Origin of the sequence: Magnetofaba australis IT-1, from assembly GCF_002109495.1 — a bacterium.
GTDB lineage: Bacteria > Pseudomonadota > Magnetococcia > Magnetococcales > Magnetococcaceae > Magnetofaba > Magnetofaba australis.
Map to the genome: position 1 here is coordinate 14,723 of NZ_LVJN01000011.1, position 13,014 is coordinate 27,736.

11 protein-coding genes are annotated in these 13,014 nt (G+C 59.0%); 2 read left to right on the forward strand and 9 right to left on the reverse strand.

Going from position 1 to position 13,014, the window contains the following annotated elements:
• Nucleotides 1–244: 244 nt before the first annotated feature.
• The 9 genes from MAIT1_RS00870 to MAIT1_RS00910 all read right to left on the reverse strand — a co-directional run bounded on the left by MAIT1_RS00870 (nucleotide 245) and on the right by MAIT1_RS00910 (nucleotide 11,227).
• Nucleotides 245–1,324 carry a GGDEF domain-containing protein gene (locus MAIT1_RS00870; RefSeq protein ID WP_085440133.1) on the reverse strand — a complete coding sequence of 360 codons (1,080 nt, stop codon included), beginning with the start codon at nucleotides 1,322–1,324 and terminating at the stop codon, nucleotides 245–247.
• Between the two features lie 292 nt (nucleotides 1,325–1,616).
• Nucleotides 1,617–4,037, reverse strand: a complete 2,421-nt coding sequence (locus MAIT1_RS00875) for a GGDEF domain-containing phosphodiesterase (protein WP_085440134.1) — start codon at nucleotides 4,035–4,037, stop codon at nucleotides 1,617–1,619.
• Between the two features lie 169 nt (nucleotides 4,038–4,206).
• The gene (locus MAIT1_RS00880; protein ID WP_158089240.1) at nucleotides 4,207–5,013 is read right to left on the reverse strand and encodes a flagellin N-terminal helical domain-containing protein; all 807 of its coding nucleotides are present in this window, start codon (nucleotides 5,011–5,013) and stop codon (nucleotides 4,207–4,209) included.
• A gap of 315 nt (nucleotides 5,014–5,328) precedes the next feature.
• A complete protein-coding gene (locus MAIT1_RS00885) occupies nucleotides 5,329–7,206 on the reverse strand; it encodes a tetratricopeptide repeat-containing sulfotransferase family protein (protein WP_085440136.1) in 1,878 nt (625 codons plus the stop codon).
• A 187-nt stretch (nucleotides 7,207–7,393) separates the two neighbouring features.
• Nucleotides 7,394–7,825, reverse strand: coding sequence for an IS200/IS605 family transposase (gene tnpA / locus MAIT1_RS00890; protein WP_085440116.1), 432 nt, complete (start codon nucleotides 7,823–7,825; stop codon nucleotides 7,394–7,396).
• 137 nt (nucleotides 7,826–7,962) lie between these two features.
• Entirely contained in the window at nucleotides 7,963–9,228 is a 1,266-nt protein-coding gene (locus MAIT1_RS00895; protein ID WP_085440137.1) for a GGDEF domain-containing protein, read from the reverse strand.
• Between the two features lie 293 nt (nucleotides 9,229–9,521).
• Nucleotides 9,522–9,926 (reverse strand): FKBP-type peptidyl-prolyl cis-trans isomerase, encoded by a 405-nt coding sequence (locus tag MAIT1_RS00900; RefSeq protein WP_085440138.1) that lies wholly within the window; start codon nucleotides 9,924–9,926, stop codon nucleotides 9,522–9,524.
• A gap of 25 nt (nucleotides 9,927–9,951) precedes the next feature.
• Nucleotides 9,952–10,698: an FKBP-type peptidyl-prolyl cis-trans isomerase gene (locus MAIT1_RS00905; protein WP_143814592.1), complete on the reverse strand. Its 747-nt coding sequence runs from the start codon at nucleotides 10,696–10,698 to the stop codon at nucleotides 9,952–9,954.
• A 217-nt stretch (nucleotides 10,699–10,915) separates the two neighbouring features.
• A complete protein-coding gene (locus MAIT1_RS00910; protein ID WP_085440139.1) occupies nucleotides 10,916–11,227 on the reverse strand; it encodes an IS1/IS1595 family N-terminal zinc-binding domain-containing protein in 312 nt (103 codons plus the stop codon).
• A gap of 458 nt (nucleotides 11,228–11,685) precedes the next feature.
• Between MAIT1_RS00910 and MAIT1_RS00915 the strand changes: the two genes are divergently transcribed.
• Both MAIT1_RS00915 and MAIT1_RS00920 read left to right on the forward strand, forming a co-directional pair.
• Complete coding sequence (locus MAIT1_RS00915) at nucleotides 11,686–11,961, forward strand: integration host factor subunit beta (protein WP_085440140.1); 276 nt, start codon at nucleotides 11,686–11,688, stop codon at nucleotides 11,959–11,961.
• Between the two features lie 320 nt (nucleotides 11,962–12,281).
• The gene (locus tag MAIT1_RS00920; RefSeq protein ID WP_085440141.1) at nucleotides 12,282–12,629 is read left to right on the forward strand and encodes a bacteriohemerythrin; all 348 of its coding nucleotides are present in this window, start codon (nucleotides 12,282–12,284) and stop codon (nucleotides 12,627–12,629) included.
• The last annotated feature ends 385 nt before the right edge of the window (nucleotides 12,630–13,014 follow it).

The following is a 13,014-nucleotide window of genomic DNA, read 5'->3' on the forward strand; positions in this document are numbered from 1 at the left end:
CCGACAAAATAGTCGAACAAACACCCGGCGGAGTTACGGGCGATGACTCTATCAGATTTATATATAAGCTTCCCTGATAAATATTCTTTTGCATTGAACTTTGTTTATTTATGACGAAATATAACAGAAGCCGCGCGACTTGCATCGCGCGGCTTCGTCTAAACGCCCAATTTATGCGGACCCTGACACATCAGTTGGGCGTATCTCCCGGCAAGAACAGTGCTCTCTTGCCGCCTATATATTGCTAAATGCACACTCGATTGCGCCCCTGCTCCTTGGCGCGGTAGAGCGCCTCATCGGTCTGCTCACGCCAGGTCGCCAACGACAGCCCCTGCCGCCACATGGTCACGCCGATGCTCACCCCCAGCGGCGGCGCATCAGGCGCTTGAATGCCCAGCGCGCCCACAGCCTCACACAGACGCTCCATGAGCATGCGCCCATTGCGCAGGTCGGTGTTGGGTAGAATCAGCGCAAACTCATCGCCGCCCACCCGCGCCAAACAGTCAGAATGGCGCACTTTCTCGGTCAATGCGCGCGACACCGACAGCAATGCGGCGTCCCCCTCGGCATGCCCCAGACGGTCATTGACCGCTTTGAAGTGGTCCAGATCCAGATAGGCTAGGCAGAGCGGGTGGCCATAGCGTTCCGCATTGGCCAACTCCTGACGCAAACGCTCCTCGAACACACGGCGGTTGACCAACCCGGTCAGGGCATCCAGACGCGCCTGATCATACAGATCCTCATACGCAAGCGCGCGCTCCAGCGGGCCGCGCAGTTCATGAATAGCGGCAAGCAACGTGGCGCTGCACTCATCCGGCAATGTCGCCATCAACGGCGGATGAATGATCAAAAAGCGCTCCAAGCCGATGGGCTCATCCAGCCGCACAAAGCAGTACTCCAGCCCCACGGCGTCGATCTGCCCAGGGCCAGTGCGTCGTTGCGGGTCAGCGAGCAAAAAGTGCGCAGCCTCTTCCATGGTCTGCCGATGCGGGCCATGGGATGAACAGCACAGATGACTGCGTTTCTGACCGGCATGGCGGTAGCCCACCATTTCATGGGCGAACATCGGATGCAGCCACAGCGAGAACGCCTGCAACATGCCGGCAAGGTCCAGCGACTCGGAAAGCCGTCGATGCAAATCATAGATGCGCGACAGACGTTGACTCTCATCGCGGTACTCCGTCAATTTTTGCACCAAATCCAAATTGGACAAAAATCGCGAAGTCTGTAGACGCGAGGCCAAGTCGGAACGATGGCGCACCCGCGCTTCGCTAATCAATTTCGCCTGCTGCGCCAGCATCTTCGGATCCAGCACAATCCCCATAACAACCTCTCCTCTTCACCGCGCTCAGTTCGCCGCGCCACGGCGGGACCAGGGCGCTCTGAAATAGGTTCGATTGCAATTCTGCGAGAATCGCGCCAACTCATAATTGTGAATATAAATAAATCAGAACATGAAAATTCAACAAGTTATAATTATGCGGGATACACTGGGATACATTCGAAGGCCGGAGAACTCGAGCGAAGGACAGGAGTTGCCGCGCCCCGGAAGAAACTGCCGAGGCGCAGCAAAGCGGGATCGGACGGCGGGGGGCTCCCCCGCCAGGCGGGAGAGATCAGGAGCCTTCAGTGGGGAGATTGGCCGATTGCGGCGCGGATTGCTGCGGCTCTTGCGGAGCTGACTGCGCACGGCTGCTGGTGGAAGAGAGTTTGCGCCCGCCGGAACCAAACGCGGCGCCGCTCCAGGGGGATTCGCGCATCCAGGTGAGCAGGGCCACCGCATCCACCGGCGGACTGATAAAGAAGCCCTGGAACGCCTCGAAACCCATTTTGCGCGCCAACTCCAGGGTGAGACGATCCTCGATGCCCTTAGCCACCGCCGGCGCGCCCAGATGGCGGCCAAACGCCGCCATGGCCTGCATGGCGGCTTCATGTCCGGCGGCGTCATTGAGAGCGGCAAAGGTCTCCGGCGCGGTTTTGATCTGCCGCAGTGGCCAACGTGAGTACGCCTCCCACGGCTGCGCGCCGCGGCCGATGTTGTCCAGCGCCAGTCCAACGCCCACACGGCGCAAACCATCCAGCGCCTGCTCCAGATTCAGGTGCGGGTTGAACGCTGCTTCGGCGGGAATATCAAAGGTCAACTGCCGTGGGGAGATCTGATGTTCGCTCAACAGACGTCCCAAACGTTCGGGAAAATTGGGATCGGCCAGATCGCGCTGAGACAGGTTCATGGCGATATCCAGACTCACGCCGGAGTGCCCCCACTTCACCAGCCGTGACGCCGCCTCCGACAGCGCCCATTGGGTGACTTCGCGAATCACGCCGGTCTGCTCCGCCCAGGGGATCAATTCGCCCGGCTCCAACACGCCCTGCTCAGGATGCTCCCAGCGCAGCAGCGCCTCGACTTCGCCAACCCCTTGACGGTTGAGGTCCACAATGGGCTGGAAGTAGAGACGCAACTCGCGCCGCAGCACCCCTTCGCGCAGTTGCGTCATGCGCTCGGACAGGCCCTGACGCGCCGGATCCTGGGTCGGGTCGTACAGCGCCACACTCTGTTGCGGCGCCGCCTGGGTCAACGCCTGCCAGGCGCGGCGTAACGGCGCGTCCAGCGACTCGCCATCCGCAGCGATGGCCACCCCCATGCGCAGACGCAACACCACGCCGAACGCGCGCACGGTAAAGGGCTTCTCGAACGCCGCAAAGATGCGCCCAGCCTCGGCCTGCGCCTGCGTGTGCGGGTCCGCGTCCGTGGGGTCGCACAACGCAGCGACGAAACCATGGGCGCCCCACTGCGCCGCCGCGCCATTGGCGCCCAACGCCTTCTCCAGCCGCTCGCTCATGCGCTGGCGCAGATCCAGGGCCGCTTGGGGGCCATACAACGCCTCCAACTTGTCCCACTCAACCGGCTCGATGACAAACACCCGCGCCAGCGACGGCGCAGGATTCGGCGCCGTCGCTGGCGCATCCAGATCCGGCTCCTGCGCTGCGTCCAATACTGGAGCGCTGGCATCCACCGCAGCCGCTACGCGCGCATCAAACCATGCGCGCAAACCATTGAGATGACGCAACCCGCTGGTGGCGTCGCGTTCGGCGCGCTGGCCCAGACTCTCCACCTGCGCACGCAGAGTTTGAATCTCCTCAGCACTGCGCGCAGCGCCCGCCAACACCTGCTCAACACCCTGTTCAACCGCGGCGAACTCATCAAGTCCGTCAAGCGACGCCACGGCGTCAGCCTCGCCATCCGCACGCATCTGCGCAGCCCGCTCGCGCAGCGCCGTAGCCATGCGTTTGAGCGGCGCGGCGGTCATCCAATCCAGCAGCCCCCACACCCCCAGCGCCAGCAGCGCCATCAGCGCCAGTCCGATGCCGCGGTAGTCTTGGAATTTGGGCGCAGGCGCCTGCAACACCAGCGGCGCGGCCTCCAGCTCGCTCTGGCGCGCGCGCAGCAGATCCTCCAGCCCTGAGATAGCGTCCTGATGAATCTTACGCAGACGCGCCAGCAGCGAATCGACCTCTTGATACAGACTCAACTCCAGGTCGCGCGCCTGGGCGTCGGCTTCCAACTTGGGATTGTTTTCGCTCAGCTGAAAGGTGCGAATGGCGGCGCGGAAACGCTCATCCAATGCCGCATGAGCAGCCAGGATGGTCTCCACCCGTTTGCTCATGTCGGCGCTCTCGGTGAGCAGTCCGCCCAGGGTTTGCCACCGCGTACGGGCCTGGGTCTTGGCCTCGTGGAACTCATTCAGGTGTTTTTCAAACAGCGCCGGATCCATGCCGCGAATCAACAGATTGCGCCATGCGCGCATCTGTTGGTTCAGACTCTCGCGCGCATCCTCGCCCTGGCGCAAAGCGGCGGCGGCGGTCTCCAACGACGTCATCAAACGCGCGTCGCGCTGATTCAACTCCGCGTCGGCGTTGATAATCTGTTGCGGCGGCGGTGCGGAAAAGGGCGCAGGACGAGCAACAATCCAATACAGCAGGCCCGCCGCGCACAGCAGCGCAACGACTGAGGCAAGGAGCTTTACACGCAAGGTCATGGCAAATGGCAACGCTCTGGACAGGGCGAATGGAATAAAAAAACGCGCCCGAAAACAGTAGGCGAGCGCGCGTCCAAGAAGAGCATGCCGGGGGTGAAAAATCAAGGCCCCATGCCGATGGATTGCCTGGCATGGGGCCCGCTATTTTACGCCGATGCGATAGAGCCGATCAGTTTTGCAGCAGTTGGTACACCTGCCCGGATAGCTGATTGGCCTGGGTCAGCACGGAAAGGGCGGCCTGTTGACGCACCTGGGAGTTCAGTTGATTGGCTGATTCCGAGGCGATGTCGGCATCCTGTATGCGCGCCAGCGAGGCTTCATAATTGACCGACTCCGTCGACAGAACGCTGGCGGCGGCGGAGAGGCGGTTTTCGTATGCGCCAAGCTTGCCCTGTTCGCTGGACACGGTAGCAAGATTGGTTTGCATGGTGGAGAGCGCCGACTCTGCGCCCGCCTGAGTGGAAATGTCGATATTCTGCAACGACGCCGTCAGATCGGTGGTGGCGAGATCCAGGGCATCGCCCTCATCCTGCCCCAGTTGCAGGGTGACGGTGGCGTCGGCGGAGAGCAGACTCTTGCCGTTGTATTGGGTGTTCTCCAGGGTGCTGGTGATCTGCGACTGAATCTGTTCAGCCTCCGCCTGTAGCGCCGCGCGATCGGTATCCGTCAATGTGCCATTGGCCGACTGCGTCGCCAACTCCTGCAGACGTTGCATGCCGGTCTGCACTTCGCTCAGGGCGCCCTGCGCCACCTGAGTCATCGAGACCCCATCGTTGACGTTGTTGCGCGCTTGATTCAGACCGCGCACATCGGCGGACATCCGCGTGGCGATGGCAAGCCCGGCGGCGTCATCGGCGGCGCTGTTGATGCGCAAGCCGGCGGACAAGCGGGCATACGACTTCTCCAGGGATGATTGGGTCTGCTTCGCCAATGCAGACGAGGAAGACGCGGCGGTATTTAAAATTGTCAGAGCCATGGTGTTTCTCACAAGTGCGGCGACGTAACCTCCCTGGCGCCGGTTTGGCGACGTTCTTCCTGGCATCGCTCAAAAGATATCTCTACGAGTCCGTTATCGGTCCCTGTGAGAAGATCTTGAGAAAAAAAACGCACACACGGCGTTTTTTTTCTCATCGCGTTGGAGAATGCTGCCGCATAACCTGGATTAACCATTTAGACACAGCATCTTAACTGAGTTGGTGAATTCGCGACGCAAATCGCTTTTTATTTGTCGGTCTCCATTGAAACGCACAAAGAAGAGAGAGTGTCTGCGCAACAGAACAATACGCCCCGCCTAGCGGCTCAGAATCTCCCGCACCCCCTGCAGATGACTCTCATAACGCCGCCAGCGCTCCTTTGATCCGGTGTGGATTGGCGCTCTCACCTGCCCTGCGCTGGCGGTCTGCACCGCGCGTTTGGTCTCATGGTGGCGCAAGCAGCGTTCATCCAGGGGCAGATCCAGTGCGGTCAGCAGCTCTGTCACCACCCGCTCGGGATCTTCCGTCAGCTCTTCGTAATGCACCTCATGAATGGGCAGAGGCAACACCGCCCGCCAGTGCGCCATCAACTCGTCGTAGGCGCGGTGGTAGCGGGCGATCTCCTCGATATCCTGCATAAACCGCATACCGGTGGTGAAGTTCTGAAAATAGCCCGATAAGCACACATCCAACGGGGTGCGGCGGCAGTGCACGATGCGCGCATTGGGCAGGAGCAGAGCGATCAGCCCCAGATGCAGAAAATTGAACAGGAGCTTGTCGGTCACCCGCGTCACCTCAGGATCATCCTGCTTGTCGCGCCAGCGGTGCAGTTCAGCCACATAACGTTGCGCCGCGCGCTGCGCTGTGGCCCCGTCCATATTCTCAATGCACTGGGGATAGGGCGTGGCCACGCCCAGATCAAACGGCAGATTGCGCGCAATCCGATCCAGAAAATCGCGCTCCCCCACCCCCGCCACCTGGGGGTGACTACACAGAATGTGTTCGATCAGAGACGAGCCGGAGCGGAACAGGCCCACCAGAAATATTGGCGCACGCTCCTGGAGATCGCCGCGCGGCAGCCGATTAAAGATGCTGCGGCTGGGAAACGCCTGTCGGATGCGTCGCATCAGGGCCAACTGCTCCTCCAGATCGCTGGGCCCCTGCACCTGATATTTGAGATGATTGGCGCGCTGATAGCGCGCAAACGCCGCGTCATACTCCCCCTGCTTGTCCAACGCTTCGCCCAAAGCGAAATTGAGCGCGATGCGGGCGGCGTCATCGCACTCCGGTGCCGCCTCCGCCTGCGTCAACTGCGTCAGCAACGCGGGCGTCGGCGGACGGCTCACACGGCACAGCGCCGCCAGCAGGTGGGGATGGTCCGGGGCGAGATTCAGCCCCTGTTGATAGGAGTGCGCCGCGGCCTCAAACGCGCCGCTCTCCCGCTGCGCGTTGCCCAGATTGTGCCACAGATGCAGATCGGCGGGACTCTGCCGCAACGCCTCTTCGTAGCGGGCGATGGCGACCTCCACACGGCCCAACTGCATCAGAGCCAGTCCCGCGCCATTCTGAAACACCGCCAACGAGGGCGCATGCTCAGCTCCATGTTCAAACGCCGCCAGCGCCGCCTCGCCTTCGTCCTGCGCCAGCAACAGATTGCCCAACCCCAACCACGCTTGCCAACAGGCGGCATCCAGCTCCACCGCCTTCTCATAGTGACGCCGTGCGGTTTGTCCCTGGCCCAACTGGCGCAACAACTCCGCCAACTTCCAGTGCGCCTCCACACACTGCGGCTGCGAAAACAGAATCAGTTGATAGCGTTTCAACGCGTCTGCGGGGCGATTGAGACGACTGAGCTGGTCCGCGTGCGCCAAGCGCACCGCCATATCCTCGGGATTCAGCTCCGCGGCGCGCTCAAACAGAGTCAACGCCATATCCGCGCGTCCCACGCCGTTCAACGCTTGCGCCAGGGCCGTATACAGCACGATCTCTTCCGGCCACAACTCCAGCCCCTGTTGCAGACGCGGTAACGCTTCGGCATAGCGGCCAAGCCCAGTCAACGCCCGTCCAATGAAGCGCGCGGCGTCCTCCTCGCTGGGCGCCTGCGCACACGCCGTCATCAGCGCCGCCCACTGTCGCTCCTGAGCCAATTGCGCCGCGCGCGCGCGCCACTGCTCCGCCTTTGCCAGCTGATCCATGCGCCCCCCCGAAATTCAATTGGAATGCTTGCGCCTATTGCATTTGAACGTCGTCCCCCCCCAAAAACGCAAAGGGCGCGCCAAGCAGGCGCGCCCTATCGAAAACCAGCATTCACTCAACAACCACCGGCTAAAGCCGGTGGGTTAGCCTTACGGACTGAAAGTCCGGATACCGGCTAAAGCCGGTTTATTCTGGCTCCAACTGGAATTTGTCATTCGGATTCGGCTCGAAATGATGCTCAAGGTACTCCTGAACCATTTCATCTGTAATCTGACCGACCGTCGCGCAGAAGTACCCTCGCGCCCAAAAATGGCGGCCCCAGTATCGTTTCTTGAGGTGGGGGTATTCCTCAAACAATTTGCTCGACGAACGCCCTTTGATCCGGCGCATGATTTCACTTGGAGCCATGTTCGGCGGCGCAGAGACCAAAATATGGACATGATCTTTGCTCACCACCCCCTTGAGTATCCTGATCTCAAACGCTTCACACGTCTGCCGCACATACTCACGGACGCTGGTCGCCACCTCTCCACTCAGAACTTTGTAGCGGTACTTTGTCGCCCACACAAAATGGTACTCAATATTATATACCGTGTGGCTTCCGTATCGGTATTTCATGGACATAGCCCTCCTCTCCAGGAATACGTCCATTATGGCCTGATGCTGCCCATACCGCTACCACGTGGTCGGCTAAAGCTGACCGGCTAAAGCCGGTGGTTTGAACCTTAGGTTCGGAGAATCAATCCCAGGTGGCGTCAGCGCCCCGCTTTGCGCCGCGCTTTATCCGCATACATCGCCTGATCGGCTGCGATCTGCAACGCCTGCATGCCATCGCCATCCTCCGGATAGCTGGCCACCCCCACAGACGCGCCCACGCTTAATGTCTTGCCCTGGTAGTTCACCGAGGTCTGCTCAATCATCTCCACCACTTTATCGGCCATCAAGCGCGCGCCCTCGGCGCCGGTCTCCGGCAACAGCATGGCAAACTCATCGCCTCCGACCCGGGCGATCAAGTCATTTTGACGCAGATGGGTGCGCAACGACTCCCCCAACCCCGCCAAAATCGCGTCTCCGGCGTCATGGCCGTAGGTATCATTGATGGGCTTGAAGCGATTGAGGTCCAGCATCAGCAGCGAGAAGGGGTGCTCATAGCGTTTGGCCCGCGCCAGCTCCACGTCAAACGCCTGATCGAACTTGCGTCGATTGGCCAGTCCCGTCAGAGCGTCCACCTCCGAGAGCGCGCGCAACTGATCGCTGGCCTCATCCAATCGATCCAGCAAAGTATTGAAATTATGCGCCAGCTTGCGCACTTCACTGGAGCCGGTTTCAGCTTCGTGCAGACGTTTGTGGGGATCCTGACTCTCACGAATCTCCGCCATGTGGCGTGACAGCCCGGTAATGGGATGCACCAGCATCCGCCGCACCGAGATAAACAGCGCCAAAAACAGAATCACCAGCACGCTCACAAAGGAGAGCGAAACCCAGTTGACGGTGTACTCCAGCGGCACACGCAAACGCTCCACAGGGAAGCGAATATCGATGACGCCGTTGACCATGCCCTCTTTCATATTGGCGTGACAGCTGATGCACTCTTGGTGCGCAATCACCGGATAGACAAAGCGCAACATGTGGTCGCTTTGATTCAGGGTCGCCTCCCCTGTGGCCAACGCCTGCGCCACCAACGGCTCCTGACGCCGCGCCGCGCCGTCCTCCACATCGCCAAAAAAGTCCGCCACATGCTGCGAGCGCAGCGTATGAATTTCAATATCCGGCAGCGCCCGATTCAGACGCCCCACCACCTCCTCCAGTTCATCGCGGGTCCACCCTTTGCGCATCACCGAAAGCAGGCTTTGGAATATCAGTTCGGTATTCTGCCGCGCTTCATTCAGCGCCATCTGATTGATGGAGTGATTCTTCAAATACCCCACCATGGAGCCAAGCATCCCCGTCGCGATGACCGTGATGAAGAGGAACAGCGCCAAAAAGGTTTTCGAGATAGACAGTGAGCTCAGATTGATCACGGAGTGTCCTGGAGAGTTCTGCAACGCTGAACCAAACAATTGCGTATAACGCGGTCTGAGAATCCCAATGGATTGCACAAACCAAACTGTACAATTATCGCTAGACACGCAGACTTTGGCAACCCCGTTTATCAGATTTTACTAATGTTGTTAAATTCCCTGCTGTATTGTGACTCCGCGTCAGCGCACACCTGTGATGCGCGCATCCAGAGAAAAACAAAACAGGCGCATGAGTTGCGAACTCATGCGCCTGTTTTATTGGTATTTCTGAACGCCGCAGCGTGGTGTCCATCTTATGCGATGGCCAACAGCTCCACATCAAAAATAAGGGTGGCGGCCGGCGGAATCACCGGCGGCATGCCCATGGGCCCATAGGCCAACTCGTGAGGGATGAAAAAGCGGAACTTGTCGCCCACGGACATCAATTGCACCCCTTCGGTCCAGCCGGGGATCACACGGTTCAAGCCAAAAGCGATGGGCTCGCCGCGTGTGACGGAGCTATCGAACACGCTGCCATCGAGCAAAGAGCCGGTATAGTGCACGGTCACCTGGCTGGCGGCGCTGGGCTTGGGGCCACCCTGGCCCTGCTCAAGAACCATGTACTGCAAGCCCGTTGCCGTGGACTCCACCCCATCTTTACCGGCGTTCTCTTGCAAAAACGCCTTACCCGCCGCCTCATTCTGCGCTGCGCTACTCATGATCACACCTCATTTCAAGCCAGGATTATTTCTCAATACTGATCAATTCCACCTCAAACTTCAGCGTCGCGTTGGGCGCGATCACCGGCGGACGTCCACTCACGCCATACGCCAAGTCACTGGGAATCCAGAAGGTGTACTTGCTGCCCACGGGCATCAGTTGAATCCCCTCGGTCCAGCCCGGAATCACGTCCTGGACGCCGAAGGTCATCGGTTTGCCGCGCTTGATGGAGCTGTCGAACGGTTTGCCATTGAGGAAGGTTCCCTGATAGTGCGCGGTTACGCGATCACTCTCGGTGGGTTTGGGACCGCTACCCTGCACATCCACACGATATTGCAAACCGCTGGCGGTGGTGATGACGCCCTCGGCGCTCTTGTTCTTGGCCAGAAACGCCTCGCCTTCAGCCTTATTGACTTCGGCCTGTTTTTCGAGGCTCTTTTTGGCCTGCTCCTCAGCCCTCAACTTGGCGGCGATCATCTTATCCTTGACCACCACCTGAGTCTCTTTGAACTGGGCGTCGCTCAACTGCGAAGGCTTGCCGGAGAACGCATCATTCACCGCCTCCATAACAGCCTCTTTATTCAGCTCAATCTCCAGATTGGAGAAACCCGCCAGAACGCCAGTCGCCATATTGTAGCTGACTGCATAATTGACCTTTGCGTTCATGTCCTTCATGTCGAGCGCCGCGGCGGGCGCAGCGAAACTCAAAGCGGAGACACCGGCGACGAACGCCAGACTGGACATGCGCATGGCGGAACGAAAGCGCAGCATGAATCACTCCTTAAAAAAACCAGTATGTCGGGATTGGGCCCCTCGGCTGCATTCGCCTCAGGACAGGATGAATTGAGCATGGTGACCGAGGCGGAAGAGATTGCCAAGGGGTTTTCTGGAAAACAGAAAATCCGCGCAGAGCGGCGAATGCAACTTCACCCCGGCCGCAAAGCGGCGCTGCGGCCGGGGCGTCAGAACAAACAGAGCGAGAAGTCGACTACAGCACCATGCGGCGGGCGGCCTGCGCCTGCATCGGCGACATGGCCAAAGTTTGCGTCACCAACTCCGGATGGACGCCCAGATGGTCCGCCGTCTGCGCAATGCCATAGCCGTTGATCAGATGGTGGGCGATGGCGTTTTTCAGCGTGGCCAACGCCATCCAGGAGGCATCATCGAGCATGAAGATGGTGCGCTCGCAGCCGCCATTGTTACAGCGGTAGCGCTGCTCGCCATTGCGATGCTTGCCAAATTTGATCACATCCAGACTGCCACAGTCTGGGCAACGAACGGGAATCTCGACCGTAGCCATGTCGCCTCCAAATAGGCTGGAAAGTGTCTGCCATGCCTGGCGCTGGTACAGAGGAGCGGTCGCGCACAGCAGTCGAGCTGAAGCGCGCTAGGCGACCACATGCGCCGCAGGCTGTTCACTTCCCACAAATCAAGATCCAAGCCAACTCAAGCATTCTCTGTTTTAACCTGAGTTTACATATAATTAGCCATATAAACCCTACACACTCCCAACGCAGGATGGACATTCAAACAGGCAATTTTTTCCCAACAGACCCAGCTAATTTTTCCGCCCGCCTTGCAAACGCCGTCCAAAATCCTCGCACATCTGTTTTTTTTACTGGAAATTCATAATCTAATCGGAGTTTTATGTTGCAACCAACGAGCGCATCCCATAGGCTATGCACAAGCGTTTGACGCCGGAACAATCGATTCCCCCCCGCTATACAAAGCGCAACCGTGTGTCAAGGACGGGACAAAATGACCAAATCGCAATTAATTCAGAAAATTGCCGAAGATTACGACCTCTCAAAACAGAACGCCGAGACTGCCGTTTCCCTGGTGCTGTCTGAAATCATCAAGGCCATGGAGCGTGGCGAGCGCGTTGAGTTACGAGGCTTTGGCGTGTTTGAAGTCCGTGTCCGGCAAGCTCGGCAGGCGCGCAACCCCAAAACCGGACGCGCCGTCTCGGTGCCCGAAAAGCGCGTGCCTTTCTTTAAAGCTGGGAAAGAGTTGCGACAGCGCGTCGACAACTAATTCCACCCCGATATCCTGACAACGCTGTTTCCGTCCGATGGGGCCTTGCGCCCCGTCCGGATCAGTGTCGAGCCACCCCGAAAAACCTTGCGCTTTATTCCTGCAATACTCCGATTCGCCCGCGTTTCCTCTCCTACCTGTAACCGCCATCTCGCCCTTCGCGTCTGTTCAGTCAGAACGGTCATGTCCCGCTAAAATTGGCCATTCACAGCACGTTAACAACATTCTGTCATTTTCTCACAAGTTCGCCATTGGGCATTTACCCAGCAGGAGTAATCTACATCCTGGGGTAGCGATTACATTTTCTAAGGAATAGAAACATGACCATCGCAACAGTGGATATGACCTATCTTGGCATCCCAGAGGTGGATAGCGAACATGAAGCGCTGTTCCGCCACTTCTCCGTCCTTAAGCGCGCCGTGGAACGGGAACAGTTTGATCGTCTGAGCATGATCATGCTGGCGCTGAACAACTACGTCTCTCATCACTTTGACCATGAAGAGGCGCATATGGTCGATGCGGGCTATCCGGATCTCCATCAACATCAACAGCAACACGCCGCGCTGTATGAAGAGTTGCGGGGGTTCGACGAGGCGTTCAAACATCTGAGCAGCAACGCCACCCGCAAGAGTTTGGGGATGGCGCTGTTCTATTTTCTGGAGGGGTAGCTGATGGAGCACATCATCAACTCCGATCAGCAATTCGCTGAATTTCTCGAGCGCCGCACCCACGTCTGCATTGCCCAACTCACGCCTCATCTCCAGCCCGCCATGGCCTTCTGAGTCATCAACCGAACGGTATGGACGCATAGAGTCAGTCAAATTCAAAATTGAACATTGGCGATTTTGAAAATGGGAGATATCGAGGGCTCCGCCCTTGAGCTCCCAACAACCAAACCTTGGGGCGCCGCCCCAAACCCCGCTGGGGGCGCGGCCCCCAGACGATTCGGCAGGATTGCCGAATCGGACTCGCGCAGCGACCCCGAAGGGAGAGAGCCATGGATGGCCCGAATCACCCCGCCGCCGACCAGTCGGCGGCCAATAGTCAGCGCAA

What these genes read in the sequence shown, in the direction of transcription:
- MAIT1_RS00875 (WP_085440134.1), bottom strand. Translation starts at nt 4,037, where the DNA reads ATGACCTTGCGTGTAAAGCTCCTTGCCTCAGTCGTTGCGCTGCTGTGC.
- MAIT1_RS00880 (WP_158089240.1), bottom strand. Translation starts at nt 5,013, where the DNA reads ATGGCTCTGACAATTTTAAATACCGCCGCGTCTTCCTCGTCTGCATTG.
- MAIT1_RS00905 (WP_143814592.1), bottom strand. Translation starts at nt 10,698, where the DNA reads ATGCTGCGCTTTCGTTCCGCCATGCGCATGTCCAGTCTGGCGTTCGTC.
- MAIT1_RS00920 (WP_085440141.1), top strand. Translation starts at nt 12,282, where the DNA reads ATGACCATCGCAACAGTGGATATGACCTATCTTGGCATCCCAGAGGTG.
- MAIT1_RS00885 (WP_085440136.1), bottom strand. Translation starts at nt 7,206, where the DNA reads ATGGATCAGCTGGCAAAGGCGGAGCAGTGGCGCGCGCGCGCGGCGCAA.
- MAIT1_RS00910 (WP_085440139.1), bottom strand. Translation starts at nt 11,227, where the DNA reads ATGGCTACGGTCGAGATTCCCGTTCGTTGCCCAGACTGTGGCAGTCTG.
- tnpA (WP_085440116.1), bottom strand. Translation starts at nt 7,825, where the DNA reads ATGAAATACCGATACGGAAGCCACACGGTATATAATATTGAGTACCAT.
- MAIT1_RS00915 (WP_085440140.1), top strand. Translation starts at nt 11,686, where the DNA reads ATGACCAAATCGCAATTAATTCAGAAAATTGCCGAAGATTACGACCTC.
- MAIT1_RS00870 (WP_085440133.1), bottom strand. Translation starts at nt 1,324, where the DNA reads ATGGGGATTGTGCTGGATCCGAAGATGCTGGCGCAGCAGGCGAAATTG.
- MAIT1_RS00900 (WP_085440138.1), bottom strand. Translation starts at nt 9,926, where the DNA reads ATGAGTAGCGCAGCGCAGAATGAGGCGGCGGGTAAGGCGTTTTTGCAA.